Annotated in this window: 23 protein-coding genes and 1 pseudogene; 14 read left to right on the forward strand and 10 right to left on the reverse strand. The window is 73.4% G+C overall.

Annotated elements, in window-relative coordinates:
* Window positions 1-183: 183 nt before the first annotated feature.
* From ACRWND_RS13435 to ACRWND_RS13445, 3 genes are all read left to right on the forward strand, one after another.
* Window positions 184-339: a DUF6131 family protein gene (locus ACRWND_RS13435; protein WP_431948962.1), complete on the forward strand. Its 156-nt coding sequence runs from the start codon at window positions 184-186 to the stop codon at window positions 337-339.
* A gap of 254 nt (window positions 340-593) precedes the next feature.
* The gene (locus ACRWND_RS13440) at window positions 594-1799 is read left to right on the forward strand and encodes a cytochrome P450 (protein WP_431948963.1); all 1206 of its coding nucleotides are present in this window, start codon (window positions 594-596) and stop codon (window positions 1797-1799) included.
* Window positions 1800-2261: 462 nt separating this feature from the next.
* A complete protein-coding gene (locus ACRWND_RS13445) occupies window positions 2262-3368 on the forward strand; it encodes a type III polyketide synthase (protein WP_431948964.1) in 1107 nt (368 codons plus the stop codon).
* A gap of 147 nt (window positions 3369-3515) precedes the next feature.
* Here the strand turns inward: ACRWND_RS13445 and ACRWND_RS13450 are convergent, their stop codons facing one another.
* A complete protein-coding gene (locus ACRWND_RS13450) occupies window positions 3516-4427 on the reverse strand; it encodes an alpha/beta fold hydrolase (protein WP_431948965.1) in 912 nt (303 codons plus the stop codon).
* Window positions 4428-5240: 813 nt separating this feature from the next.
* Between ACRWND_RS13450 and ACRWND_RS13455 the strand changes: the two genes are divergently transcribed.
* From ACRWND_RS13455 to ACRWND_RS13465, 3 genes and pseudogenes are all read left to right on the forward strand, one after another.
* Window positions 5241-6128 carry a universal stress protein gene (locus ACRWND_RS13455; RefSeq protein WP_431948966.1) on the forward strand — a complete coding sequence of 296 codons (888 nt, stop codon included), beginning with the start codon at window positions 5241-5243 and terminating at the stop codon, window positions 6126-6128.
* A gap of 571 nt (window positions 6129-6699) precedes the next feature.
* Window positions 6700-7626, forward strand: coding sequence for a universal stress protein (locus ACRWND_RS13460; RefSeq protein ID WP_431948967.1), 927 nt, complete (start codon window positions 6700-6702; stop codon window positions 7624-7626).
* A 41-nt stretch (window positions 7627-7667) separates the two neighbouring features.
* Window positions 7668-8004 (forward strand): annotated as a pseudogene (locus ACRWND_RS13465) (IS1380 family transposase); the annotation flags it as partial.
* Window positions 8005-8122: 118 nt separating this feature from the next.
* Here ACRWND_RS13465 and ACRWND_RS13470 read toward each other — a convergent pair.
* Together ACRWND_RS13470 and ACRWND_RS13475 are read right to left on the reverse strand one after the other, a co-directional pair.
* On the reverse strand, window positions 8123-8383 hold the full coding sequence (locus tag ACRWND_RS13470) for a hypothetical protein (RefSeq protein WP_431948968.1): 261 nt from the start codon (window positions 8381-8383) through the stop codon (window positions 8123-8125).
* 299 nt (window positions 8384-8682) lie between these two features.
* Complete coding sequence (locus ACRWND_RS13475) at window positions 8683-9837, reverse strand: CaiB/BaiF CoA transferase family protein (protein WP_431949012.1); 1155 nt, start codon at window positions 9835-9837, stop codon at window positions 8683-8685.
* A 343-nt stretch (window positions 9838-10180) separates the two neighbouring features.
* On the opposite strand from ACRWND_RS13475, the gene ACRWND_RS13480 reads away from it, so the two are divergent.
* Window positions 10181-11443, forward strand: coding sequence for a hypothetical protein (locus ACRWND_RS13480; RefSeq protein WP_431948969.1), 1263 nt, complete (start codon window positions 10181-10183; stop codon window positions 11441-11443).
* Window positions 11444-11826: 383 nt separating this feature from the next.
* On the opposite strand, the gene ACRWND_RS13485 is transcribed toward ACRWND_RS13480, so the two are convergent.
* The 3 genes from ACRWND_RS13485 to ACRWND_RS13495 all read right to left on the reverse strand — a co-directional run bounded on the left by ACRWND_RS13485 (window position 11827) and on the right by ACRWND_RS13495 (window position 13667).
* Window positions 11827-12621, reverse strand: coding sequence for an SDR family NAD(P)-dependent oxidoreductase (locus tag ACRWND_RS13485; protein WP_431948970.1), 795 nt, complete (start codon window positions 12619-12621; stop codon window positions 11827-11829).
* Between the two features lie 147 nt (window positions 12622-12768).
* Window positions 12769-12990 (reverse strand): hypothetical protein, encoded by a 222-nt coding sequence (locus ACRWND_RS13490; RefSeq protein WP_431948971.1) that lies wholly within the window; start codon window positions 12988-12990, stop codon window positions 12769-12771.
* 14 nt (window positions 12991-13004) lie between these two features.
* Window positions 13005-13667, reverse strand: a complete 663-nt coding sequence (locus ACRWND_RS13495) for a maltokinase N-terminal cap-like domain-containing protein (RefSeq protein WP_431948972.1) — start codon at window positions 13665-13667, stop codon at window positions 13005-13007.
* 151 nt (window positions 13668-13818) lie between these two features.
* On the opposite strand from ACRWND_RS13495, the gene ACRWND_RS13500 reads away from it, so the two are divergent.
* Window positions 13819-14103, forward strand: coding sequence for a ribbon-helix-helix domain-containing protein (locus ACRWND_RS13500; protein WP_431948973.1), 285 nt, complete (start codon window positions 13819-13821; stop codon window positions 14101-14103).
* Window positions 14100-14489 carry a hypothetical protein gene (locus ACRWND_RS13505; protein ID WP_431948974.1) on the forward strand — a complete coding sequence of 130 codons (390 nt, stop codon included), beginning with the start codon at window positions 14100-14102 and terminating at the stop codon, window positions 14487-14489. The genes ACRWND_RS13500 and ACRWND_RS13505 overlap by 4 nt, the downstream gene beginning before the upstream one ends.
* Before the next feature lie 15 nt (window positions 14490-14504).
* On the opposite strand, the gene ACRWND_RS13510 is transcribed toward ACRWND_RS13505, so the two are convergent.
* A complete protein-coding gene (locus ACRWND_RS13510; protein WP_431948975.1) occupies window positions 14505-15365 on the reverse strand; it encodes a glycosyltransferase family 2 protein in 861 nt (286 codons plus the stop codon).
* 579 nt (window positions 15366-15944) lie between these two features.
* On the opposite strand from ACRWND_RS13510, the gene ACRWND_RS13515 reads away from it, so the two are divergent.
* Window positions 15945-16415: an SPW repeat protein gene (locus ACRWND_RS13515; RefSeq protein WP_431948976.1), complete on the forward strand. Its 471-nt coding sequence runs from the start codon at window positions 15945-15947 to the stop codon at window positions 16413-16415.
* Between the two features lie 142 nt (window positions 16416-16557).
* On the opposite strand, the gene ACRWND_RS13520 is transcribed toward ACRWND_RS13515, so the two are convergent.
* Complete coding sequence (locus ACRWND_RS13520; protein WP_431948977.1) at window positions 16558-17778, reverse strand: cytochrome P450 family protein; 1221 nt, start codon at window positions 17776-17778, stop codon at window positions 16558-16560.
* A 107-nt stretch (window positions 17779-17885) separates the two neighbouring features.
* On the opposite strand from ACRWND_RS13520, the gene ACRWND_RS13525 reads away from it, so the two are divergent.
* Window positions 17886-19118: an FAD-dependent oxidoreductase gene (locus ACRWND_RS13525; RefSeq protein WP_431948978.1), complete on the forward strand. Its 1233-nt coding sequence runs from the start codon at window positions 17886-17888 to the stop codon at window positions 19116-19118.
* 51 nt (window positions 19119-19169) lie between these two features.
* Here ACRWND_RS13525 and ACRWND_RS13530 read toward each other — a convergent pair whose 3' ends face one another.
* Complete coding sequence (locus ACRWND_RS13530) at window positions 19170-20048, reverse strand: alpha/beta fold hydrolase (protein ID WP_431948979.1); 879 nt, start codon at window positions 20046-20048, stop codon at window positions 19170-19172.
* A gap of 451 nt (window positions 20049-20499) precedes the next feature.
* Here ACRWND_RS13530 and ACRWND_RS13535 point away from each other — a divergent pair, with 451 nt between their 5' ends.
* From ACRWND_RS13535 to ACRWND_RS13545, 3 genes are all read left to right on the forward strand, one after another.
* Entirely contained in the window at window positions 20500-21897 is a 1398-nt protein-coding gene (locus ACRWND_RS13535) for a CoA transferase (RefSeq protein WP_431948980.1), read from the forward strand.
* A 264-nt stretch (window positions 21898-22161) separates the two neighbouring features.
* Window positions 22162-23004: a prephenate dehydratase gene (locus tag ACRWND_RS13540; protein ID WP_431948981.1), complete on the forward strand. Its 843-nt coding sequence runs from the start codon at window positions 22162-22164 to the stop codon at window positions 23002-23004.
* A 332-nt stretch (window positions 23005-23336) separates the two neighbouring features.
* Complete coding sequence (locus tag ACRWND_RS13545) at window positions 23337-24314, forward strand: alpha/beta fold hydrolase (RefSeq protein WP_431948982.1); 978 nt, start codon at window positions 23337-23339, stop codon at window positions 24312-24314.
* Between the two features lie 55 nt (window positions 24315-24369).
* Here the strand turns inward: ACRWND_RS13545 and ACRWND_RS13550 are convergent, their stop codons facing one another.
* Window positions 24370-25371 (reverse strand): hypothetical protein, encoded by a 1002-nt coding sequence (locus ACRWND_RS13550; protein ID WP_431948983.1) that lies wholly within the window; start codon window positions 25369-25371, stop codon window positions 24370-24372.
* Between the last annotated feature and the right edge of the window lie 129 nt (window positions 25372-25500).

The following is a 25500-nucleotide window of genomic DNA, read 5'->3' on the forward strand; positions in this document are numbered from 1 at the left end:
GAGTAAGCGAGGCCGCCGGGTTCACTGTGAAGGCGTGGACGGAAGGCGACATCGACGGCAGACGCTTCTGCGAGGGCCCGACCGACCGCGACTCGCGGTCAGTGCCCGGGGTCCGCGCTCCAGCGGCACCGCCGCCCCGCACATGGCGACGGCGCCCAGGGCCGAGCAAGGGAGAACAACATCATGATCATCCTCGGCATCATCCTGCTCATCATCGGGTTCCTCACCGGGATCTCCATCCTGTGGACCCTGGGAATCATCCTCGTGCTCGTCGGGCTCGTGCTCTGGGTCCTGGGCGCCGTGGGTCACGCCGTCGGCGGGCGCCGCCACTACTACTGACGCCTGTCCCGAGTACGCGCCGCGCCCCGTGATCCCCGGGGCGCGGCGTCCGTCACGGGTGGGTGGGGCGGGGCCGTGTACGCGGTCCCCCCACCCGCCCGGCACCAGGGTGCGGGGCGCGGCGTGGGTCGCGGCACGTCGCGGCATGGGCGCCGCAGGAATCGCCCGGATGGGCCGCCTGCAGTGGTCACCGGCGCGCCCGGGGGATTGGTTGTGATATGTCCCCCGACGCCCAGGCGCACTGGAGTATTCGCATGAAATCCGGTTCCTCAGCGCGGAACTGCCCCTTCGACTTCGCCGAAGCCCTCGAATTCGACCCGCAGCTGAAGTACTTCCTGGAGAACGAGCCGATTACCCGCATCAAGCTGCCGCACGGCGAGGGTGAGGCCTGGCTCGTGACGCGGTACGAGGACGTCCGGACGGTGACGACCGATCGGCGCTTCAGCCGCGCGGCCGTCATCGGCAAGGACTTCCCCCGTATGACGCCGGAGCCGATCGTCCAGGACGAGGCCATCAATGTGATGGACCCCCCGGACAGCAGCCGGCTGCGCTCTCTGGTCTCCAAGGGCTTCACCCCCCGGAACGTCGAGCACATGCGCCCCAGCATCGAGCGGGTCGTCGCGGAGCTCCTCGACGGCATGGAGGAGAGCGGCTCGCCGGCCGACCTCGTCGAGCACCTCGCGGCCCCGCTCCCGCTGGCCGCCATCTGCGAGGTGCTCGACATCCCCGACGAGGACAGCTGGGAACTGCGCGGCCACGCCCGCACCCTGATGGACTTCAGCCCCGACAACCGGGACAACGCCGTCCGCTCCAAGGCCTACCTGCGGGAGTACTTCACCAAGCTCACCGCGGAACGGCGCGCCCATCCGGGTGACGACCTGGTCAGCGTGCTGGCCACGGCCCGGGACGGGGACGAGATCCTCAACGACAAGGAACTCGCCGTCATGGCCATGGTCCTGCTCATCACGGGCCAGGACACCACGTCCAACGAGATCGGCAACATCGCCTACACCCTGCTCACCCGCCCGCGCGAGCTGGCCCTGCTGCGCGAGCACCCGGACCGCATCCCGCAGGCCATCGAGGAGATGCTGCGGTACATCCCGTTCCGCAAGGGCGTCGGCATCCCCCGGATCGCCACCGAGGACGTGGAGATGGGCGGCGTGCTCATCCGCGCCGGGGACGTCGTCCACGTGTCCTATCTGACGGCCAACCGCGACCCCGAGAAGTTCGACCGCCCCGACGAACTGGACCTGGACCGCTCCGGGACGCCCCACATGACCTTCGGCTGGGGCGGCCACCACTGCCTGGGCGCGCCCCTGGCGACCATGGAGCTGCAGGTGGCCTTCAGGGAGCTGCTGCGCCGCTTCCCGACCCTGAGGCTGGCCAAGCCGGCCGACGAGGTGCGGTGGAGCGCCACGTCGATCTGGCGCTACCCGGTGGCCCTGCACGTCGCCTGGTGACCCGTCCGTTCTGGCCCCGGCCCCGTTGCGGCCCGTCCGGCCCCGCACCCGCTCGGGTGCGGGGCCGGTTCCGCGCGACGGCCGTGACCGGCCGCGGACGGGGCCTCCTCGGCCTCCTCCCCGTCCCGAGCCCGGGTCGTGCCCCCGTCGCGCTGCCGCCCCGTCGTCCCTCGTGGCGGCGGGTGCGGGCCGCTCCGACATGCGGATGCCGCCCAAGTGACGTACGTTTTCCTGGTGAACGCAAAACTGAACAGGCCATGAATCCACATGGACGGTAGCCGGTCCCCTTTTTGTGAACCGAATTGTGCCGGGACCTTTCTGAAGTCCCCCTGTGGACGCGCTGATGATGGAGCCCGTACCCCCTACCGCATTTTCGTGACAGGTACGGGCCTGCTCCGGAAATCCCGGAGCAGCGCATCACATGGACCATAGCCCGCCGAGGGGCAGGAAATGGAGCCACCCATGGCTGTTCTGTGCAAGCCGGTGATCTCGGTACCAGACAACGTTATCACCTGCGAACAAACGCTCGAGCTGGCACGGCGGCTGCACAAGGACCACCCCCAACTCGACCTGACCCTCCAGCTCATCGAGCACACGGGCGTTCGGAAGCGGCATCTGATCCAGCCGATCGAAGAGGTGCTCAAACATCCGGGCTTCGACGTACGCAGCCAGATCTACGAGGCGGAGTCGAAGGCACGGGTACCTGCCGTCATACGACGGGCCCTCGACGAGGCCGAGTTGGAACCCGACGAGATCGACCTCATCGTGTACGTCTCGTGCACCGGCTTCATGATGCCCTCACTGACCGCGTGGCTCATCAACAAGATGGGCTTCCGCCACGACACCCGTCAACTGCCGATCGCGCAGCTCGGCTGCGCGGCGGGCGGGGCCGCCATCAACCGCGCCCACGACTTCTGCACGGCGTACCCCGAGGCCAACGTCCTCATCGTGGCATGCGAGTTCTGCTCGCTGTGCTACCAGCCCACGGACCTCAGCGTCGGAACTCTCCTGTCCAACGGCCTGTTCGGCGACGGCATCGCTGCCGCCGTCGTGCGCGGCAGCGGCGGCACCGGGATGCGGCTGGAGCGCAACGCCTCCTACCTCATCCCGAACACCGAGGAGTGGATCTCCTACGCGGTGCGCCAGACGGGCTTCCACTTCCAGCTCGACAAGCGGGTGCCCGGAACGATGGAGCCCCTGGCGCCGGTGCTGCGCCAGGTCGCCGAGGACCATTCCTGGAACGCCGCCAAGCTGGACTACTACATCATCCACGCCGGCGGTCCCCGGATCCTCGACGACCTGTGCCGCTTCCTCGGCGTCCCGCCGGAGTCGTTCCGGTTCAGCCGGGCCACGCTGACCGAGTACGGCAACATCGCGAGCGCCGTCGTCCTCGACGCCCTGTACCGGATGTTCGAGGAGGGCTCCGCCCTCGACGGGCACCGCGGCATGCTGGCCGGCTTCGGCCCGGGCATCACCGCGGAGATGGTCCTCGGAACGTGGGTCACCGACGGGCTGGACTCCACGATGACGCCGCAGAACGCCTACGGGGAGTACGACGCCATCACCTGACCAGGGTGGCGGTCCGGGCAGGCCGGTGGCGGGGACACCACGGTGTCACCGTCACCGCCGGCCCGCATCCGCCGCCGGGCGAGGCCCGTTCAGCCCTGTGACGCGGCGGCCGCGCGGCCGCCGCGTCGTCACCGTTCCCAGGGGCCGTCAGGCCGAGACCGTGCCCTGGTGGGCGCTCACGAAGCCCACCACGGCATCCGCGAAGCGCTCGGCCTCCTCGAGGTGACCGAAGTGACCGCTGTCCTCCAGCACGAGCAGCTCCGATCCGGGAATGAGCTTGTGCAGTTCGGTACCCCACCGCACACCGCAGATCACGTCGTGCCGGCCGGCCACCACCAGTGCCGGCACGGTGAGCGCCGACAACTGCTCGCTGTCGTCGAAGCCGCCACTGGGCTCCTGGTGCTCGTCCAGTCCCGAGATGTACGAACCCGTGACCGACGCGCGCAGGGCGGCGAACTCCTCCTCGCGGCCCCAGTAGTCGGCGAGGTAGGAGGGGAGCAGCCCCTTGAGCGCCGCCGTCATCTCCTCGTCGGTGGAGAGTGAGCCGACGGACTGCAGCGCGCCCAGGACCTCCGGCAGGTCGGGGCGGTGCGCGTTCTTCGCGGCGAAGGCCTGCACCTGGGCCATGAGCTCGGCGCCGAACTCGGGGCCGTTGGCCGGGGCGCTGTCGTACAGGACGATCCCGGCGACGCGCTCGGGCCGGTGGATGGCGTGGTACTGCACCACGAACCCGCCGTGCGAGTGGCCCAGCAGGTGCACGCGCGGCACATCGAGGTGGTCGATCAACGCTTCGAGGAACCGGCTGTAGCGCTCCCGGCTGTAGCCGTGCGGGTGTGAGGGCAGACGGCCGGACGCGCCGGTGCCGACGGGCTCCGGGTAGACCATCGTGAGGTGCCGCTCGACCTCGGGCATGCGCATGTACTCCCAGAACACGCCCGGCCCGCCCGAGTGCGCGATGCACACGGGGCCCGTGCCGTGGACGTGGTAGCTCTGGACGATCCCGTCCACCTCGAAGGAGTGGGCGCCGGGGGACAGGGGGTCGGTGACATCGTGGGACATCGGTACTCCACAGCAATGAGCGGGTTTCTGGACACCGACATGACGCGGGGCGGGGCGGAAAGTTCGATCGACCGCGTGTGACACCGATCACGCCCCTGCGGCGAGCGTGCTTTTGTTGCCGGCAGGGGCCGGCAACCCGGCAGGGTCGGCCTGCCCTCCCGGCGCGGAGATGATCCGTGAGGCCCCTGCCGGGGAGCGCCGGCGCGTGCGACGGTCGACACGGAGGGAAAGGCCCGCTGAGGCAGGAAAGGAGCGCGGCCATGGGCGACCGGGCGGTGCTCTGGCGCCGGCGAGCCGCTGCGGCGGCGGTCCGGCGTCCTGGTGGCGTGGACGGGGCGGCGTCCCCGGGCGGCGCGGCACTCCGAGCTCCGGCCCGGCGAGGGCGCGGACACGGCGGCGGCCCGGCGTCCGGTGGACCGCGCCCGACGGCTCCCCCCGGACCGGGGAGGCCCACGTGGAGCCGGGCGGCCGCGCCGGCTCCCGCACGACCGTCCGGCCGGACGCCGAAGGCCGCCTGTCGGCAGAAGCGGTTCACCCCCGCGCAGGCCGCGGCCCAGGGCGTGGTCCGCGGCACGGTCGCGGCGGCGGACGCCTGTGCGCTCGTCCCCGCCGAACGCCGGGACGCCCGTCGCCGGATCGACCGACGCCGTGCCGGGGCGTGGAGTCGCGAGTGGGCGCGGACCCGGCCCCCTCGCGGGGCCGCCGCGGAGCTGAGGGTGCAGGCGCACCCGGATGGGCGTACGGGACCGGGATGTCGCGGCGCTCCCGGGTGAGGCTGGAAGCGGACGAGTGGCAGGGGGACGAGGAGGCTTCGTGAACGGCTTGGTGGTCGTGGGAGCGGACGGCTCGGCCTCGGGTCTCGCCGCCGTGGAGGCGGCGGCCAGGGAGGCCCAGTGGCGCGGCGCGGGACTCCGTGTGGTGCACGCCTTCTTGTGGCCCGCGTTGCACGTGCCCCTGGGGCCCTCGGAGCTCGGACCGCCCGAGGGAGGCCTGCGGAACGCCGCGCGGCGCTTGGTGGCGGAGGCCGTGGAACGCGCCAGGAGCACGGCGCCGGACATCGACGTCACCCACGCCGTGGTGACGGGGGAGCCCCTCACGGTGCTGGAGGCCCAGTCGCGCACTGCGGAACTGGTGGTCGTGGGGTCCCGCGGCGTGGGTGGTTTCGTCGGCCTGCTGCTGGGCTCGACGGCCGTCCACCTCGCCGCGCACGGCCACTGCCCGGTGATGGTGGTGCGCGAGCCCGGAGGTGACGGACCGGTCCTGCTGGGCGTCGACGGTTCCCCGGCCGGGGCCGCCGCGGTCGACTTCGCCTTCGCCGAGGTCGAGTTGCGTGGCGCGGAACTCCTCGCCCTGCATGCCTGGACGCCCTGGAACACGCCGGTGCCCCCACCGCCGCCGGCTCCGGCCCTGCCCTACGCGGGCAAGCCCGGCGAACTGGCGGACACCGAGGAGTGCCTGGTGGCGGAGGCCATTGCGGGACGGCGTGAGCGCCATCCCGGGGTGGTGGTCCGGACGAAGGCGGTACGCGGCAGAACGCGCGAGACCCTCATCGAGGCGAGCCGGACCGCCCAACTCCTCGTGGTCGGCGCACGGGGCCGAGGCGGCTTCACCGGACTGCTGCTCGGCTCCGTCAGCCAGGCGCTGCTCCACCACGCCCACTGCCCGGTCACCGTGGTACGCGGCTCCGTCGCAGGGCGGTGACGGCGGAGCCCGCACCGCGCAGCGGGACCGGCCGGCGGGCCCCACCGGAACGCGGCGCGCGGGACTCCCCACACCTCGGTGCTGCGACCGGTATGACTGGCTTTGTCATGGAAGTCACGAGTGGGGATGGACGATCGGGAGGGAGCCGAACGGGGGTGTGCACCGCTGACCGACGGCGGAAGGGCACCGGGGACACGCCCGGGCGGCGATCCGGACGCCGGCCTGATCCCACGGGCCGTCGTCCCGGCCGGAGGACGTCCCGACGTGGAGCCGGGCACTTCGCGGGCCATGGCGTACGCCTGGTGGGCGTGCGGGTGCGCGCAGCGGTGCCCGGCGGTGTCCGGCGGTGTCATGAGCGGCCACGGTTTGCCTGCGCCGAGGATGCGTCGCCCTCCGCCGCCGCGCGAGCCACCGCCCCGTAGGCTTGATCAGACGGCGTGCCCAGGGGCCTGCCGTCGCCCACGGACCGGCAGGCCCCTCGGCCTGCCCCGACGGCTCCGGCCAGGGGCCGCCGACGGGGCCGGGGGCGCGCACAGCCCATGCCTTCGCCCTGGTCGCCAGGAGGAACACCATGTCCCTTACGATCACCGCCGGTCTCGACGGATCGCCCGAGAGCCGGGCCGCCGCGGACTGGGCCGCCCGCGAGGCGCTCCGCCGCCGGCTGCCGTTGCGGCTCGTGCACGTCCAGGAAGGGCAGCAGTACAGCTCCGTCTACGCGCCGCTGGCCGGGATGGTGACAGCCGTGGACCCCGAGGCCCAGCGGCAGTGGGCCGAGTCCGTGGTGCGTGAGGCGGTCGCCGAACTCGCCGCGCACCACCCGGGCCTGGAGGTCTCCTCAGAGGTCGTGAGCGGACAGCCCGCGGCGGTCCTCGCGGCCGTCGCCGAGGAGTCGGAGCTGCTGGTGCTCGGCTCCCGCGGCCTCGGCGCCCTCGCCGGTTTCCTCGTCGGCTCCGTGGCCTCCGCGACCGTCGCCCAGGCCGTACGGCCGGTCGTGCTCGTACGGGCCGGTCAGAAGGGCGACGACGAGCACCGCCCGGACCTCGACGGGCTGGTCTCGCGGTACACGCCCTTCCGCGACGTGGTGCTCGGCCTCGACCTGGCCCGCCCGCACGACGACCTTCTGGCCTTCGCCTTCGAGGCCGCCGTGCTGCGCGGGAGCGCCCTGCGCGTCGTCCACGGCTGGAAGCTGCCCGCCTCATACGGCTACAACCCCGCCGCGCTCGCCCTCGACCTCGAGCACGAGCTGACCGGGGCCCAGGCGGACGCCCTGACGCAGGCGCTGGCGCCGTGGCGGGCCAGGTACCCCGCCGTCGAGGTCGTGGAGCTCTCCCTGGCCGGCGGGGCCGCGCACCACCTGGTCGAGGCGGCGGCGGACGCCTCTCTGATCGTCGTCGGCCGCCGTGTCCGGCACGCGGCCGCCGGGCCGCACATCGGCCCGGTGACGCACGCGGTGCTGCACCACGCCAAGGCGCCCGTTGGGGTCATCCCGCACGAGTGACCCGCGCGCGTGCTCAGGGGACGGGGCGTCCCTCCGTGCGCCACCCGCTGACGGTTCGTCGACCACGGACCCGGCGGCTCCGCGGAGCCGGTCGCCGGGCTGCCGCGGCCCGGCACGCGCGCAGCGACGCCGCTGGCCACCTCACCGCTGCCCGACCGGTCCTGGCCCAGCTGACGAAACGGTTCCGGCGCGGACCGGCGGCCCTGACCCGCACCGGCTCCTGTGGTGCCCCCACGCGTTCGTGACCGGGCCCTTCCAGCGGCATGGCGGCTGCCGTACTCGGTCGGCACGACCATCACCGACGCCATCCACCCCGCGGTACTGCCGGTCCCGGCCACCGCGTCGACACCGGCCGTACAACTCCGGGACGGTAGGTGGGCGTGCGGGTCGAACTGCGCCGCGAGCCGGTGTCGGTGACGCAGAGCCGCCGGGTTCGGTGGTGCGGTCCGCGGCGATGTTCGAGCCGTCGACCCGGTTGCGCTCGACCCGCCCGTTGTCAGTCCAAGGGGGCGAACACCGTCGCGTACAGGATGACGAAACCCACGCAGACGAGCACCACGACGCCCAAGAAGATGAGCAACCCCATCGCCAGGCCGAGGGTGAGCCCCGGCCGCGGCTGCTGGGCGGTGGCCAGCTGGGGTCGGTCGGGCGCGTAGTGCTCGTCCTCGGAGGGAGACGCGTCGGGGTCATAGGCGTCGGCCCACTCCCCGCTCCAGCGCGCGAGGAAGGACCGCCAGTCGAAGTCGGTGTCCGTCACCCACGATCGTGACATCGGGCACTGACATCGATGCTGACACCCGGGTTCCGGCGGTCGTGACTCGGGCACTGACCGGCACCCTGCCGGGCTGTCTTCGCGCTGTCCTGTCCGTCCGCCGGAGCTCGTTCCCATGGCTCTGGCCGGGCGGCACACGACCTGACAGAAAGCCCCGTCGCGGCCGTAGCGCGTACCGCAGGTCGAGCGGATCGTGTCCGCGTCAGGTACCTCGTCCTGGTGAGAAGCCCTCCCCATGCCCGCCACCGGCCCGACGGCGTCCGGAGGGACCGCCGCGTGAACGCTCACCGGTCTGCGCCCTCCGTCCCTCCCCGCGTCCCGGAGAACTCGGCACGCACCGCGTCCGTGTGCGCCCCAAGCGCCGGTACCGCCCCCATCGGCGCCTCCCGGCCGTGCACCGTCACCGGCGGCAGCAGCCCGCGCAGCGGTCCGGACGGCGTGTCGAACTCCCGCCACCTGTCGCGTGCTTCGAGCTGCGGATGGGCCGCGAACTCCGCGACCGACCGCAGCCGCGCGTTCGCGATCCCGGCGCCGTCCAGACGCTCCAGGACCTCGTCCGCCGCGAAGCCGGCGAAATGCTCCTCGATGAGCGCGGTGAGCTCGTCGTCATGGACGTGGCGCAGCGGATTGTCCGCGAACCGCGGGTCGCGGACCAGATCGGGCCGCTCCAGGACCTTCTCGCACAGGGCGACCCAGTCCCGGTCGCTCTGCACGCAGACGAAGACCTCCCCGCCGTCCCCCGCGCGGTAAGGGCCGTACGGCGAGATCGAGGGATGCCGGGCCCCGCTTCGGGCCAGCGGCGCGCTCCCGTACAGGTCGTGGAAGAGCGGCTGTCCCAGCCACTCGCCGAGCGCGTCGAGCATCGCCACGTCGAAGGCGCTGCCCTCGCCGGTGCGCTCGCGCTCGTAGAGCGCGGTCAGGACACCGGTGTACGCGTACATCCCGGCCGCGATGTCCGCGACGGAGATCCCGGCCCGCGCCGGGCTCCGCGGCGTGCCGGTGAGCGACACCAGCCCCGACTCGCACTGCACCAGAAGGTCGAACGCCTTCTTCGCGGCGTAGGGGCCGTGGTCGCCGTAGCCCGACACTCCGCACCAGATCAGCCGCGGATGCCGTGCGCGCAGCGCCGGCGCGCCCAGGCCCAGCCGCTCCGCCGCGCCGGGAACCAGGTTCTGCACGAAGACGTCGGCCTCGGCCAGGATCCGGTCGAGCAGCGCGCGGTCCGCGTCCTGCTTGAGGTCCAGCACCACGCTCTCCTTGCCGCGGTTGCACCAGACGAAGTACGCGGACTGCCCCCGGGCGGCCCGGTCGTACTCCCGCGCGAAGTCGCCGCCCGGTCGCTCGACTTTGATCACCCGGGCGCCGAGGTCCGCGAGCTGACGTGTGGCGAACGGTGCGGCGACGGCCTGCTCCAGCGAGACGACGGTGACCCCCTCCAGCGGCTGCCGCTGCGTCCGATGCCCTGACGGCCGCGGTGCGTGCTGTGGTGCGTGCTGTGACTGCTGCCGGCGCTGCTGCACGGTCGCGCTCCTTCTCTGCGTTCGTCGGGAAACACCTCGGGTCCACGGCTGCGCCCGCCCCGGCGCCGGACCACCGGCACGGCCCGGTGGGACGAGGCCACGTCGCACGCCACGTGGCCCGTGGACGCAACCCACCCCTCCCGGGCCACACAGCGGGCCGCGCCCCGCGCCCACGCCTCACCGCGCCGCGGCACGAACCGGACTGCTAGAATCATCGCGTTGGCCTTCGGCGCCCCAAAGGGTGCGCGCGGAGGCTTTTTTCATGCCTTCTGACACATCCACACCCCACACGCTTCCCGCCGGCGGTTACCGTGACCTGCTCCGCAACCGCGAGTTCGCCGGGTTGTACGCCGGTTTCATCCTGACGGTCGAGGCCGGCACCTTGTCGGGCTTCGCGCTCGGCACGCTGGTGGACCGCCAGACCCAGTCCCCCTTCCTGACAGCCGTGAGCATGTACGGTGCGACCTTTGCGACGGTGCTCGGTGCGCTGACGTTGATGTCGGTCGCCGACGGGAACCGTCCGCGCCGGACCCTCGTCTCGCTCCACTGCCTCTCGCTCGTGGGCGTCAGCGCGCAGGCCGTACCGGGGCTGCCGCTGACCGCCCGCTTCGGACTGCTCCTGCTGCTGGGGTTCTTCCAGTCCCTGTCGACCGGGACGCGGATGGGGCTGCTCGCCGAGGTGGTGCCGAGCTCCGCCTACGTGCTCGCCCGTTCCCTGATGAATACTACCTCGGGCGGCGCGGCCATCCTCGGCTACGCCCTCGGCGCCGTGCTCCTGCGCCGTCTCAGCCCGCAGGAGGTCTTCGCCGCCGCGGCTGTCCTGACGGGCGCCGGACTGGTCGCGGTGGCGGCGACCGTCCGGGAACGCTCGATCCGGCTGACCCGCCGCCCCGGACTGCGCCAGACCTGGACGGCGAACGCCGCGCTCTTCTCCCACTCCGGCCGGCGCGCACTGCTGCTCAACCTGTGGGTGCCCAACGGCCTGGTCGTCGGCTGCGAGGCCCTTTTCATCTCCTACGCCCCGGAACACGCGGGCGCTTTCCTGGCCGCCGGATCAGCGGGCATGCTCCTGGGCGACCTGGCCGTCGGGCGAGTGCTCACCGCCGACCAGCGACGCCGCTGGGCGTTCGCCCTGCGACTGCTGCTCGCCGTCCCCTACCTGCTGTTCGCGTTCCACCCGCCCGTGCCGGCGGGGGCCGCCGCTGTGTTCGTCGCGGGGGCCGGCTTCGCGGCCACCCTGCCCCTCCAGGAGCAGCTTCTCGCGTTGACCCCCGATCCGGTCCGCGGTCAGGTGCAGGGCGTCGAGTCCGCCGGGCGGATGACGTGGCAGGGCATCGGGGCCGCCCTCGCGGGTGGCGCCGCCCAGTACCTCACCCCCGGCACGGCCATCACCGCGATGGCCGCGCTCTCCGTCGCCGTCACCGTCCTCTCCCGGCCTTTCGTCGTCCGGGCCCGAGCCGTCCTGGTCGTGCGGGCCGACGTGCCTGCCCCACCTCGGCCGGCGCGTCGGCGGGGCGCGAGTTGACAGTTCGGCATGTCTGCGGCGTCGAGTTGACGGGGACGCCGTTGCGGTGGTGCCGCTCCAGCGGTCCTGCGGGACGGCCGTGCCGGTGCCGCCGCCCCGCAGCCGCGGTGGCTCCCGATCAGGGGACGACGGCGTCCACGCAGCCTCCGTCGACGCGCACGGCTCCGCCGGTGGTCCTTTCGTCGTCCGGGCCCGAGCCGTCCTGGTCGTGCGGGCCGACGTGCCTGCCCCACCTCGGCCGGCGCGTCGGCAGGGCGCGAGTTGACAGTTCGGCATGTCTGCGGCGTCGAGCTGACGGGGACGCCGTCGCGGTGGTGCCGCTCCAGCGGTCCTGCGGGACGGCCGTGCCGGTGCCGCCGCCCCGCAGCCGCGGTTGCCCCCGGTCAGGGGACGACGGCGTCCACGCAGCCTCCGTCGACGCGCACGGCTCCGCCGGTGGTGGCCGAGGACAGGTCGGAGCTGAGGTACACCACCATGTGGGCGATCTCCGCGGGCTCGATGAGGCGTTGCAGCAGTGACTGCGGGCGGTGCTCGCGCATGAAGACGCGCTCCGCCTCCTCCCAGGGCAGCTCGCCGCCCACCAGCCCCTGCACGAACTCCTCCACGCCGGCGGTCCGGGTGGGGCCGACCAGCACCGAGTTCACCGTGACCCCCGATCCGGCGGCCTTCTTGGCGAAGCCGCGGCCGAGGGCGAGCATCGCGGTCTTCGTCATGCCGTACTGCACCATCTCCACGGGGATCGCGACGCCGGACTCGCTGGAGATGTACAGGACGCGGCCCCAGTCCCGTTCCAGCATCCCGGGCATGTACATCCGCGTGAGGCGCACCGCGGACAGCACATTGACGTCGAAGTAGCGGCGCCACTCGGCGTCGTCGATCTCGAACGCGTCCTTGGCCCCGAACACGCCGAGGTTGTTGACGAGGATGTCGACCTCCGGCGCGGCATCGCGGGCCCGTTCGGCGCCCTCCGCTGTGGCCACATCGGCCGCGACGGCGACGAACTCGCCGTCCGGCACCTCGTCCCGCAGTTGTGCGACGGCCCGCTCCACCCGCTCGGCGGCGCGGCCGTTGACGCACACCCGCGCACCCGCCCCTGCGAGCCCGGCCGCGATGGCCGCTCCGATGCCCTGTGTCGATGCCGTCACCAAGGCGGTCCGTCCGCTGAGGTCGATGCGCATGTCAGCTCCCTGGGGAGAACCGTCGACGATCACGGCAGCACGAGGTGCTCCTCCCAGTCTCCGCCAGGCGGTATCCCGTCGCTCGGCGAGGGGCGGTGGCATGACGGTACGGCGTCGCGGCGGCGGGGCGTGGCGGGACGGCCGCCGTCAGGCGCTGACGGCAGCGGCACGCCGTTCGCGAAGGAAGCGGTGGAGGACCCAGCCGGCTCCTGTCGCCGAGGGGATCGGGGCTCCGAGCGCCGTGCACGGCGACGACAGCGCGTTGACGAGCGAGGTGACCGCCCCGATGACGGCACCCACCACCAGGGCCCCATGATCGGCATCGCCGAAGGCGAAGACGCGTTCACCGTGCGGTGGTCCGGCGATCACCGCGCCCTCACGGATCAGCCGGCGGCGGCCTTGCGCAGGATCGCGAAGACCGCGCGGGCGTTGCTGCCGTCCGGTTGCCGCCAGCCGGCGGCGACGTGACCGAGCGCTTCCTCCGTGGCGCTGCCGGCGGAGTCGGGACGCAGCGCTCGAGCCACCCGGAGGACCAGGCGGCCGGCCGGGCCGGCGTCGACGCTGACGTCGGTCGTCGCCTCCGGGCCGCCGGTGACGGACCCGGCGCCCGACACCGCCGCGTCCACCGGCCCCGCGTAGTGGCGGCCGACGGTCGGGTCGGGCGTGTCGCTCACGCTCTGCGCCTGTGCCTCGGCCTCGCCGCGCATCAGAGCGACCAACTGGGTGACGACGACGGGGTCGTGGGCGCCGTCGTAGATCCAGCGCCGGCCCAACACCCCGTGCTGCGCGGTGCCGATGAGGGCGTCCTCTGCCCCGGACAGCGGCGCGTCGCGGTAGGCCATGGGCACGTGATAGGCGGCGCCGTCCTGGTCGGTGACCACCATGAACTCCACGCCGACCGCGCCCAGGGGGTCGTCGAGGCGGAAGCCGCCGGCCTTCGAGAGTTCCGGCCGTCCCGCGCCGGCGTACCAGGGCTGCCGGGGGAGCCATTCGGTGAGCAGTTCCAGCTTGGTCGGCGTGAGCGTCGTGCGGTGGATCAGCGACATGGCCGGTTGAGCCTCCCCTGAGTGCGCAGCTGAGCGTGCGCTGAAGACGGTCGAGGACGTGTGAGATACATCGTTTCATCCGGGTCCGACACGCGGGCCCGGCAGGGCGGCGATCCATGTCCGCGCCGCCATACACACGTAAGGTGCCCGTATGGCGAAGCAGAAGGTCACCATCACCCTCGACGAGGACACCGTCGCCGCGGTCGACAGGCTGGCCGGCGGCTCCGGCGGCAACCGGTCGGCGTTCATCGAGGCGGCCGTCACCGAACGGCTCCAGCGCACCGAGCGTGCCCTGCGCGCCGTGGACTGGCTCGCCGCCCGGGCCCGCCAGGAGCACCCCGGCGAGTGGGAGGCCGCCCTGGAGGCCGTCGCCTCCGCCGACGCGCGGCGCGGCTTCGAGACCGCCCCGCCGGCCGACCCGGGTCAGGCGGCGTGAGCGGCGGCTACATCCTCGACCACACGGCCGTCCGGGCGCTGGCCCTGGGGCAGCCGTACATGGTCGCCCGGGTCAACCGCTCGGCGCAGACCGCGGTGCCGCTGTACGTCCCGGCGGTCCCCTTCGCGCAGGGCCTGACCGAGTCGGTCCTCGGTGAGGTGTACGAACGCCTCCAGGACGCGCTGGCCGCCCCGTGCTTCGTCTTCCGGGCGCTCGGCGAGGCCACCTCCTGGTCCGTGGCGCAGATCGCCCACGAACGCGGGACGGACCTCGCCACCGCCCACGCCGCGCACCTCGCGCTCTCCACGGGCCTGCCCGTTCTCACCCAGCAGCCCGACGCCTACAAGCGCGTGGACGCCCGGATCGACACCGAGCAGGTCGTCTGACGCCGCCCCGGCCCTTCAGCGTTCGACGAGCGCGGCCGCGGCCTCCACGTGCGCTGGCAGCCTCTGGCGGTCGCGGAGGGCGGCGGGCAGACGGGTGAGCAGGCCGCCGAGCGCGTCACGCGCCACGGTGTCGCCCGCCGCGTCCGCCGCCAGCGCCCAGGTGCGCCGCAGAGCCACGGGCAGAGGACGGCGGAGCCAGGCGGTGAGCACCTCGTTGCGGCGCTGCACACTGCGCCGCCCCGGACGCGGATCCGGGGACGGCTGGTGCACCGACAGGACCTCGGGGCAGTAGCAGCACGACCAGCCGCGAGCCGCCAAATCGTAGGCGAGGAGCACCTCCTCGCCGCCGACGAAGAGCAGCGGATGGTAGCCCCCCGCGGCGAGGTAGGCGGTCCGGCGGACGACGGCGGCGCAGGCCAGGAAGCCCATGATCTGCGGGCCGGGGAGGTCGGGGGCGCGGCCGAGCGGCGAGCGGGCCAGCACCTCGTGGAGGGGGTCGTACCCGCCTCGTGCTCCGACCCGCGTTCGCGCGGCGAGCAGGCCCATCCGGGGGTGGGCGGCCAGGAGGTCGCGGGCGGCGTACAGCGCGCCGGGCGCCCACCAGGAGTCGTCGTCGCTGAAGGCCACATAGGGGGTGCGGGCCTGCCGGACCCCCAGCGTGCGGCCGCACGCGCCGAGGTTGGCCCCCGCCGGTACCACCCGCACCTGGGGGAACGCCTCGGCCACCGCGTCCGCGCTGCCGTCCTCGGACGCGTTGTCGACGACGATGACCGGCGGCCGTTCCGGGAGTGAGGTCAGGCGGCCGAGCGTCTCGAGCAGTTCCCTGCGCCGGTTGTGCGTGATCGTGACGACAGTGGTCAGGCAGTCCACGCTCATGTGCGGCTCCTCCGCCGTCCGGGGACGGCCGCCGACAGACCCGGTCAGTGGCGGGTGGCCGGCGGGGACGCGGGCGTCCACGTCTCACTTCCTGGGTACCCGAAGGGCGCGCCCGGCGCCCGGCGGAGGCTCGGGAGAGTCGGAAGGGCCGCGGGCTGTGACTACACGGTGGAGGCCGTCGCCGAACTGGGCCAACCGCGCCAAGGAGGCAGGGCGCCTGCAGTCCCGACTGCCTCTCGGACGACCGACGCTCATGCTCATGGCCGACAAGCAAGGGCATCCATGCCGCATCGACCGCTCGGGTCAGGGCCTCCCGACGCCTCTCGGGGCCGACGATCCAGGCGTCCGAGGCTTGCCTGCGGCGCGCCCCCTACCGCCGGTGGCGCGACCGGCGCCTGCACCGCCCACGGCTTGCCGCCGTGAACGACCGGACGCCCTGCGGCAGGGCCCCTCGGCGGACGGGACGGACGCCTGCTGACACCGTTCTCACCGGCCCCCCGGGACGAGATTCGAGGTCTCGACTGCCGCATCGTGGGTAAGGGTGGGATGAAAAGTCCGAAATGAGTGGGGATGGTTTAGATGGCCTCTACGCGACCGAGTATCGAGCAGCACCCCGACCTGCTGGCGCTGCGTGCGGAGTACGAGCGGACCACCGCTACCAACAGGGGCCAGGCGATCGAGGCCATGGGCCTGGTGACCGGCACGTACCTGGCGGCGTCTCCGTGGATCGTGGGATTCAACGGCCTTTCGACGATAGCCGTCGGCAACCTGATCGCCGGCATCGCGTACGCCGCGCTGATGGGTGGCTTGGGCAGGGGCTTCGAGCGCACCCACTCCATGGCGTGGGCCGCGGCCGTCATCGGCCTGTGGACGATCATCTCGCCGTGGTGCATCGCCGGGGACGTCAGCACGACGCGCACGATCGTCAACAACGTGGTGGTCGGTGTCATCGCGCTGCTGCTCGCGCTGGCGGCGGCCTCGATGCGGCCGGGCGCGGGCCGCGGGACCTCGTCGGACATGAGGGGCCCCACCGGAGGCTCACGCATCTGAACGGCTCCGCCGCACCGCGGACCGCCGGGCGAGCATTCGGATGGCTCGCCCGGCGGTCCGCGTCCGGAGCCGCTGCTCGCGTCCGGAACCGCGGCCGGTGCGCGGGTCCATGGCCGGCCCGGGCCGGCCATGGACCTTTCTCTCAGCAGCCGGACGTGAAGGTGACCGGCAGCCTCGACGGACCGCGCAGCACGCGTGGCCGCCAGCGCAGCTCCTCCGCCGGCACGGCCAGGGTGAGGCCGGGCAGCCGGCGCAGGGCGGTGCCGATGGCGATCCGTCCCTCCAGCCGGGCCAGCGGGGCGCCCAGGCAGTAGTGGATGCCGTGGCCGAAGGCGAGGTGGGCGTTGTCCGCCCGGGTGACGTCCAGGCGGTCCGGGTCGGTGAACCGCGCCGGGTCCCGGTCGGCGATGGCCGAGGCGACCACCACGGTCGCGCCGCGCGGGATCGCCACCCCCGCGATGGTCAGGTCCTCGCGGGCGAAGCGCGCGATGCCGGGGTTGACCGGCCCGTCGTAGCGCAGGAACTCCTCGATCGCGCTCGGCAGCAGCTCCGGGTCCTCGCGCAGCAGCTGCAGCTGATCCGGGTGCGTGAGCAGTGCTGCCATGCCGTTGCCGATCAGGTTGACGGTGGTGATGTACCCGGCGACCAGCAGCAGGAAGGCCATCGCGACGAGTTCGTGCCGGTCCAGCCGCTGTTCCTCGTCGTGGGTGGTGATCAGCGCACTGAGCAGGTCGTCCCCGGGGTGTGCGCGCTTGGACTCCAGCAGTGCGGTGAGATACGCGTGCATGTGCTGCCAGGCGGCCTCGATCTTCGCCGGGTCCGGGGGCTGGGGACCCTGGAGGACCATGTCGTCCGTCCACCGCTGGAAGTCGAAGCGGTCGCGGACGGGCACGCCGAGCAGTTCGCTGATGACCGTGACCGGCAGCGGCAGCGCGTAGTCCTCGACGAGGTCGGCGCGCCCGGCGGGGACGATCGCCTCGAGGAGTTCGTCGGCGACGGCCTGGACGCGCGGCTCCAGCTCGGCGACGCGGCGGGCGGTGAACGCCTTGGAGACCAGCCGGCGGAGCCTGGTGTGGTCGGGCGGGTCGGCGCGCAGCATCGTGCGGATCATCGAGTCGCGCTCGGTTTTCGGCAGTCGTTCCATCAGTCGCGGATCCGAGGCGTCCCGGACGTCGCTGCTCAGCCGCGGGTCGGTGAGGGCGGCCAGGCCGTCCTCGTACCGGGTGACCAGCCAGGCCTCGAGCTCGCCCTGGATGACGGCGCGGCGCACCGGGCCCTCCTGGCGTAGCTCCCGGTAGAGGGGGAAGGGATCGGCGACGAACGCCGGATCGGTGAAGGGCAGGGTGACCGGCTGCTGGCTCATCGGGCCTCCGGGAGTGCGTGGCACTGTATGACGGCATTCAATGTGCCTGCTTCAAGCGTAATATGTCCGGTTATGTCGGGTTCAAGGTCGCAGCGGAGGGTGGGGCGATGGAACGGACGGCATGCTGCGTGGTGGGCGGCGGCCCGGCGGGGATGGTGCTGGCACTCCTTCTGGCCAGGGCGGGGGTGGAGGTCACCGTCCTGGAGAAGCACGGCGACTTCCTGCGCGACTTCCGCGGTGACACCGTCCACCCCTCGACGCTCGCCCTGCTGGACGAGCTCGGCCTGGCCGAGCGCTTTGCCGCGCTGCCGCAACGCCGCGTCACGACCGTCCAGTTGCCGATCGGTCCCGGGAAGTCCCTGGTCACCGTCTCGGACGTCAGCACCCTGCGCGGCCCCTACAACTATGTGGCGATGGTCCCGCAGTGGGACCTGCTGGACCTCCTGGCCGACGAGGCCCGCCGCGAACCGGCGTTCACCCTGCGCATGGGCGCCGAGGCGACCGCCTTCCTCGAGGAAGGCGGTCGGATCACGGGCGTGCGCTACCGGACCGCCGAAGGGCGCGAGGGCGAGATGCGGGCCATCCTGACCGTGGCGTGCGACGGCCGCGGTTCACTCGCCCGCTCCCGTCCGGAACTGGGCCTGCGGGAGTTCGGCTGTCCGATGGACGCGTGGTGGTTCCGGGTGCCGCGCGATCCGGGCGACCCTCGGGGGCTGGTCGGCGGGGTCGGGCACCGCTTCCTCACCGCCATGATCGACCGCGGCTCGTACTGGCAGTGCGCCGCGCTGATCCCCAAGGGCAGCGACGCCGAGCGCCGGGCCGCGGGCCTCGACCGCTTCCTCGCCGCCTTCTCGGCCGCCACGCCGTGGCTGGGCGACCGCGCGCACGCCGTGCGCTCCTGGGACGAGGTGAAACTGCTCGACGTGCGCTGCGACCGGCTGGAGCGCTGGCACCGCCCGGGGCTGCTCTGCATCGGCGACGCCGCCCACGCGATGTCGCCCGTGTTCGGGATCGGCATCAACCTCGCGGTGGAGGACGCCGTCGCCGCCGCGCGCCATCTGGTCGAGCCGCTGCGCCGCGGCAGCGTCGGGCTGAACGACGTGCGCGCCGTCCAGCTGCGCCGATGGCCGACCACGGCCGCCACGCAGGCCCTGCAGCGCCTGGCCCACCGCCGCTTCGTCGCCCCGGTGCTGGAAGGACGGTCCCCGCTCGGCGACGCCGACCGCGCGGGGCGGCTCGCCGGCCTGCTGAACTCCACACCCTGGCTGCGGCGGGTGCCCGCCTACTTCATCGGCTACGGCGCCCTGCGCGAGCGCCCCCCGGCGGCGTCGGTGCGGTAGGCCCCCGGGTCCCCGCGCCGCGGGGAAGCCGAGCGCGGAGGCCGTGCCGGTTCACGGGTTCCCGGCGGCGTTGCGGGCGATCGCGTCGACGACCGTGGGCCAGACCTGTTCCGGCAGGTCGTGCCCCATCCCGGGGACCAGCAGCAGTTCGCTGCCCGGCACCGCGGCCGCCGTCGCCCGGCCGCCGCTCTGGTCGATCAGCGGATCCTGCTCGCCGTGCACGACCACCGTCGGCACCGCCACCGACCGCAGGCCTGGTGTGCGGTCCGGTGAGGCGAGGATCGCGGCGTACTGGCGCACATAGCCCTCGGGGCGGTACGCGCGGTCGTAGGCCTCGGTCACGCGTGCGCGCAGTTCCTCGGGGGCCACCGGGTAGGCGGGGGAGCCGATCACGGCCGCCCGGCGGACCCCCTCCGCGATGACCGCCTCGCGTGTCAGGGGCACGCCGTTCGAGGCGGGCAGCGCCGCGATGGCCTCCGCCGAGGCGCGGCCGACCGACCGGTCGCCGGTGGTGGACATGATCGAGCACAGGGACAGCACCCGGTCGGGATGGTCGATCACCAACTGCTGGGCGATCATGCCGCCCATCGAGGCGCCGACGACATGTGCGGCCGCGATGTCCAGCGCCTCCAGGAGCCCGGCCGCGTCGTCGGCCATGTCGGCCAGCAGGTAGGGGACGGTGGAGGAGTCGCCCGACAGCACGGCGCGGATGTCCGGAAGGGGGTGCCCGTCGAGACCGGTCGACAGACCCGCGTCGCGGTTGTCGTAGCGCACGACGTGAAAGCCCCGGTCCGCGAGCGCCGAGCAGAATTCCGGCCGCCACAGGGTCATCTGGGCGCCGAGGCCCATGATGAGCAGCAGCGCCGGATCGTCCGGGCTGCCGAAGGTGTCGTACTCGAGCTCTACTCCGTTGGACTTCGCGCGTGGCATGCGTGGCTCCTTGGGGCTCGCGGGCGACCGGCTCATACCGTCCAGTCGGTACGATAGTGGCGCCGTCCCCGCTCGGCACCCCCGGCGCGAAGGAGTGCGCTCGCGGCCCGGGCCGCGCGGTCATGAGGTGCATGCTCCCCGCGGCGTCCCCGGGCCGCGACTCTCGAGGGCTGTTCGCGTGGTGCGATACCTGCCCGGCCGCGCTGCTCCAGGACCGGAACGCGGCCTCCAACCGCCGGGGCGCGGCCCGGCAGGTGCCGCGATTCGGAAGCCCTACTCTGTGCACCGTGCACAGAGACGGAGGAGGGGCGACGCCCGAGCGTCCGCACCCTGGCGGTGAATCCGGCGGACCCCGCCGTATACGTCGTCCCGCGGCCCGGCAAGCGGCCACGGCGGTCCTCCTGAACGGCCGCCTCGGTGAGCGGCCGCCCGCCGACGAAGGAGCAGCGCCATGACGCAGCCTGCCGACGCCCCCACCGCCCACGCCTGGGACGCCCTCGGCGGGGCCCCGGAGGCGGTGCGCCATGTGGTGTACCGGGAGGTTCCCGGGGTGCTGCCCGCGCGCCTGCCGGTACGCCGCTTGGCTCGGGCCGCGGTCGGGGTCTGCTCTTTGGCCGCCGCCGAGCTGCTCGCCCTGCGCTCCGGCGGGACGCCGCCCCCGGTGGAGGTGGACGAGGCGGCGGTGGCCGCGGCCTTCGTCAGCGAGCGGCACCTGCGGATCGACGGCCGGCCGGGGACGTCCTTCGCGCCGCTGTCCGGGTTCTGGCGCACGGCGGACGGGTGGGTGCGCACCCACGCCAACTACCCGCACCACCGCGCCCGGTTGACGGCCGCCCTCGGCATTCCCGATGGTGCTGACGGCGGCGCCGGTGCCGACCCGGAAGCCGTGTCCAGGCGCCTGGCGGCCGAACTGGCCGGCCGCCGGGCCGCGGAGGTCGAGGAGACCGTCTACGCGGCGGGGGGACTGGCCGTCGCCGTACGGGACCCGAGCGCCGGCACGCAGCCCCTCGTGGAGATCGAGCGGACCGACGACGCCGCGGTGCGCACGCTGCCGCCCGCGGGGCTGCCCGCGGCGGGCGTCCGGGTGCTCGACCTGACACGGGTCATCGCCGGACCGGTCGCCACGCGCACGCTGGCCCTGCTCGGCGCGGACGTCCTGCGGGTCGACAGCCCCCGCCTGCCGGAGGACGAGTGGGCGCACGCCGACACCGGCTTCGGGAAGCGGTCGGCGCGGCTCGACCTCTCCGGACCCGACCGCACCGTCCTGCAGGAACTCCTCGCCTCCGCCGACGTGGTCGTGACCGGCTACCGCCCCGGCGCGCTGGACCGCTACGGTCTCGCGCCGGAGGCGCTGCGCGAGCGCCGGCCGGGACTCGTCGTCGCCCAGATCCGGGCCTGGGAGCGGTCGGGGCCCTGGGCGGAGCGGCGCGGATTCGACAGTCTGGTGCAGGCGCGCTGCGGCATCGCCTCGGTGGAGGCCGGACCGGACGGCCGCCCCGGCGTCCTTCCCGCCCAGGCCCTCGACCACGGCACCGGCTACCTGCTCGCCGCGGCGGTCCTTCGCGCCCTGACCGACGCCCGCCGCGACGGCGGCGGCCGGCTGCTGCGGCTGTCGCTGACGGGCACCGCTTCCTGGCTGCTCCACGGCATCGGCCCGGGCGACCCGGGCGGTGAAGCGGCCCCCGGCGACGATGACGGCCCCGCCCGCCGGCTCGCCGTCACGGACTCCGTGTACGGACGCCTCGTCCATGCCCGGCCGCCGCTCGGTTATCGGGGCGTCCCGGTGGACTGGAGCAGCCCGCCGGGTCTCTGGGGCGCCGACGCGGCGGTCTGGCGGCAGCCTGCCTGAGCCGACTCGCGCGCGGGCCGCGGTCTCCGGCCCGTACGGCGGCGCGGGAACCGGGAGCCGCGGACGCCGCTGCGCCGAACCGCCTGACGGTCAGGGCCGGGCCCCACCGGCGCCCCGGCCCGCCACCGGGGAGCAGGGCCTGCGGGGCAGGCGCAGGACGTCCGGCACTCGGACGCATACGAGGTTCGCGCCCACCGCGCAGTAGCATGCGAAGAACGGCCCCAACGCACGCAGAGACCGACGATCCGGAGATACCGACCGCACATGGTGACCATCGCCTACCAGGGAGAACCCGGATCCAATTCGGCCGCCGCCGCCCGCACCCTGTACCCCGACAGCCGGGAACTGCCCTGCATCACCTTCGAGCAGGCGCTGGAGGCGGTCGCGCTGGGGAACGCCGATCTGGCCGTGATCCCCGTGGACAACTCGGCCGCCGGCCGCGTCGCCGACGTCCACCACCTGCTGCCGGAATCCGGCCTCACGATCATCGCTGAGTACTTCCTGCCCATCCGCTTCGACCTGATGGGCGTCCCCGGTGCTGCGCTGGAGGACGTCGCATACGTCCGCAGCCATGTGCACGCGCTGGGGCAGTGCCGGAAGGTCATCCGCGAGGGCGGCTGGCAGACGCTGGTGAGCGACGACACCGCGGGCGCCGCCCGCGAGGTCGCGGAGCTCGGCGATCCGCGGCACGCGGCCCTCGCCCCGCCCGGCGCCGCGGAACTCTACGGGCTGCAGGTACTGCGCGGCGGCGTGGAGGACACCTCGGACAACACGACCCGCTTCGTCGTCCTCACCCGCGACGCCCAGGTCCCGCCGAACTCGGGCACGCCCATGATGACCAGCCTGTTCTTCTCCGTGCGCAACATCCCGAGCGCGCTCTACAAGGCACTCGGCGGCTTCTCCAGCAACGCGGTGAACCTCACCAAGATCGAGAGCTACCAGGTGGGCGCGGGCCTCAAGGCCAGTCGCTTCTACGTCGAGATCGAGGGCCACCCGCAGGAGAGCAGCGTGGCCCTGGCCCTGGAGGAGCTGCGCTTCTTCTCCTCCGAGGTGCGGATCATGGGCGTCTACCCGGCCCACGCGCACCGCTGCGTGGACCGCGACTGACGCCGGATCGGTGCACCGCGCCGCACCCCTGCCTCGGTGGGAGCTGCCCCCACGTGAGCGTCTGACAACGCCTGCCGTACGTCCCCGGAGCGCGGGACGCCGCAGGTCCGAGCGCGCCCCGCGTCCTGTCGGCGTACGCCGCGCGTCCGCGCCGTCCTCGTCCCCATAGGGGCGTTTTGTCGTGCCACATCCCGTACTGGCGGGTTTCACCCCGACGGCCCATGCGCGTGACCCGGTCGGCATACACGGTCGGGCCTGTCGCCCTGGAGCGGTGAACACTCAGGTGCCGAGGGCGGCCCCCGCCCTGATCCTCGAGGAAAGCGAGATACGGCATGGCGGCACATCTGGATTCCCGTCCCCGGCGTCGTATACGCCGCGCCGACATTGCCGCGGCCGGCTGCGCCCTGGCCCTGTGCGCGTCCGCCGCGGCCCCCGCCGCCGCGGACGCTGGCACGGCCGGGAGCAAGCCGACGGTGGTTCTGATCCACGGGGCGTTCGCGGACGCCTCCAGCTGGAACGGGGTGATCGAGCGGCTCGAAGCCCGCGGCTACACCGTCTTCGCCCCCGCCAACCCGCTGCGCGGGCTGTACAGCGACTCGACCTACATCGCCTCCGTGCTGAAGAGCGTGAAGGGCCCGATCGTCCTGGCCGGGCACTCCTACGGCGGTGCGGTGATCAGCACGGCCGCGGCCGGCAACCCCCAGGTGAAGTCGCTGGTGTACGTCTCGGCCCTGATGCCCGACGTCGGCGAGAGCGGGATGTCGCTGTCCGAGCGCTTCCCCAGCGCACTCGGCACCGCCACCACCTCCGTGCCGTTCGAGGCGGGCGGCGGCGTCAGCGGCACCGACCAGTACCTCAAGCGCGACAAGGTGCACCCGGTGTTCGCGAACTGCCTCTCGGAGCGTCAGGCGAACCTGCTGGGGGTCACCCAGCGGCCCGCCGCCACGACGGCGTTCTCCGAGAAGGCCAAGGTCGCGGCCTGGAAGACCATTCCGTCCTGGGCCATCGTCGGTCGCGAGGACATGACCATCAGCCCGGAGCAGGAGCGCTTCCAGGCCGAGCGGGCCCACGCGCACACAGTGGAGCTCGACACCTGTCACGTGTCGCTGATCGCGCAGCCGGCTGCCGTCGCCGACGTGATCCTCCAGGCCGCCACCGCCGCCGAGGCCGACCGCCCGGCGCTGGCGGACACCGGGTCCGCGAAGGGCCGGCCCGATGTCGCCGCTCTCGCAGGGGTGGCCGGGGGAGTGCTGGTGGCCGGCGCGGGAGCCTTCCTCGGCGCCCGCCGTCTGCGGCGCCGCTCCGCTTGATCCCCTGTTCCGCCTGATCCCCTGTTCCGCCTGAGGGACGTGCCCGCGGACGGCGTCAGTGGCCGTGGCCACCGGTGCCGCGGCCGTCCGCGTCGGCGCGTGCGTCACCCGGGGCGGCCGTGACCGTGAAGGCCGCGGTGCGCACCGCGCCGTTGTGCCGGAAGTCGAAGAACAGCCGGTATGTGCCCGCGCTCGGGGCTGTGGTCCGGAAGGAGACGTCCGGTCCGGGAGCGGTCCGGCCGTCGCCCGGGGCGCCGCCCGGGTGCACGTGCAGATACGCCACGTCGCCGGCGCGCAGGGCGACCAGGTGGCCGTAGGCGCCGAGGTAGGGCTGCAGGTCCGTCACCTCGCGGCCGTCCCTGGTCACCGTCAGCCGCAGCTCCTGCTCCGCGCCCGCCCGCAGGTCCCCGTCGAGCGTCACGGTGTAGCCGTCCACGGTCGCCGTCCGGGAGGCCGGCATGGGACCGGTCGGCCGGTGGTCTCCGGCCACCGACAGGTCCGTACCGAGTGTGAGGTTCCGGCCGCCCTCCGCGTCGGGGGTGAAGTCGGCGAACACCCGGTAGTCCCCGGCGTGGGGCAGACCGACCGTGGTGCTCCACGTGCCGTCGGCGGCGCGGACCGGATGCAGATGGCGGTAGCCGGTCAGGTCGCGTGAGGCGAGGATCAGGTGCAGCTCCTTGCCATGGGCGCGCCGGTACTCGGTGAGCGGGCGGCCGCCGGAGTCGCGTATGAGGAAGCGCAGCGGCACCGGGTGGCCGGAGTCGACCCGCGGCGTGAGCAGGTCGAGGGTGTAGCCGGCCTCGCTGGTGGCCAGGCCGCCCGCGGGATGCGCGGCCGAGGCCGAGGAGCCGGTCGCGGTCTCGGCGGTGCCCGGGGCGTCGGCGGCGTTCGAGGCGTGGCCGGTGCCGGCCGTGTCGTGCGCCTGCTCCGTGGCCGGTGCTGTTGCGCCTGCCGCCGAAGTGCGGACCGGGTCGAGGGCCGCGCCTACGCCGTAGGAGATGCCGAAAGAGGCCGCCAGAACGGCTGCGAACGCGGTGATCTTCGTTCCGGTGTTCAAGGGGGCTCCGTGAGTGCCGTGGCCAGGATGCGCGCCGGGTGGACACGCGCCCTCAAGATATACCCCCCTGGGGTATGTGCCAAGGTGTGCGGCAGCACGCGGGGGCGCTCCGGTCGTGGGGACAGGGCG

Origin of the sequence: Actinacidiphila sp. bgisy167 (assembly GCF_965342175.1) — a bacterium.
Taxonomy (GTDB): Bacteria; Actinomycetota; Actinomycetes; order Streptomycetales; family Streptomycetaceae; genus Actinacidiphila.

Excerpts from the sequence above, each read along its gene's own strand:
- ACRWND_RS13435 (WP_431948962.1), top strand. The coding sequence starts at position 184 with ATGATCATCCTCGGCATCATCCTGCTCATCATCGGGTTCCTCACCGGG.
- ACRWND_RS13440 (WP_431948963.1), top strand. The coding sequence starts at position 594 with ATGAAATCCGGTTCCTCAGCGCGGAACTGCCCCTTCGACTTCGCCGAA.
- ACRWND_RS13445 (WP_431948964.1), top strand. The coding sequence starts at position 2,262 with ATGGCTGTTCTGTGCAAGCCGGTGATCTCGGTACCAGACAACGTTATC.
- ACRWND_RS13450 (WP_431948965.1), bottom strand. The coding sequence starts at position 4,427 with ATGTCCCACGATGTCACCGACCCCCTGTCCCCCGGCGCCCACTCCTTC.
- ACRWND_RS13460 (WP_431948967.1), top strand. The coding sequence starts at position 6,700 with ATGTCCCTTACGATCACCGCCGGTCTCGACGGATCGCCCGAGAGCCGG.
- ACRWND_RS13480 (WP_431948969.1), top strand. The coding sequence starts at position 10,181 with ATGCCTTCTGACACATCCACACCCCACACGCTTCCCGCCGGCGGTTAC.
- ACRWND_RS13485 (WP_431948970.1), bottom strand. The coding sequence starts at position 12,621 with ATGCGCATCGACCTCAGCGGACGGACCGCCTTGGTGACGGCATCGACA.
- ACRWND_RS13495 (WP_431948972.1), bottom strand. The coding sequence starts at position 13,667 with ATGTCGCTGATCCACCGCACGACGCTCACGCCGACCAAGCTGGAACTG.
- ACRWND_RS13500 (WP_431948973.1), top strand. The coding sequence starts at position 13,819 with ATGGCGAAGCAGAAGGTCACCATCACCCTCGACGAGGACACCGTCGCC.
- ACRWND_RS13510 (WP_431948975.1), bottom strand. The coding sequence starts at position 15,365 with ATGAGCGTGGACTGCCTGACCACTGTCGTCACGATCACGCACAACCGG.
- ACRWND_RS13515 (WP_431948976.1), top strand. The coding sequence starts at position 15,945 with ATGGCCTCTACGCGACCGAGTATCGAGCAGCACCCCGACCTGCTGGCG.
- ACRWND_RS13520 (WP_431948977.1), bottom strand. The coding sequence starts at position 17,778 with ATGAGCCAGCAGCCGGTCACCCTGCCCTTCACCGATCCGGCGTTCGTC.
- ACRWND_RS13525 (WP_431948978.1), top strand. The coding sequence starts at position 17,886 with ATGGAACGGACGGCATGCTGCGTGGTGGGCGGCGGCCCGGCGGGGATG.
- ACRWND_RS13530 (WP_431948979.1), bottom strand. The coding sequence starts at position 20,048 with ATGCCACGCGCGAAGTCCAACGGAGTAGAGCTCGAGTACGACACCTTC.
- ACRWND_RS13535 (WP_431948980.1), top strand. The coding sequence starts at position 20,500 with ATGACGCAGCCTGCCGACGCCCCCACCGCCCACGCCTGGGACGCCCTC.
- ACRWND_RS13540 (WP_431948981.1), top strand. The coding sequence starts at position 22,162 with ATGGTGACCATCGCCTACCAGGGAGAACCCGGATCCAATTCGGCCGCC.
- ACRWND_RS13545 (WP_431948982.1), top strand. The coding sequence starts at position 23,337 with ATGGCGGCACATCTGGATTCCCGTCCCCGGCGTCGTATACGCCGCGCC.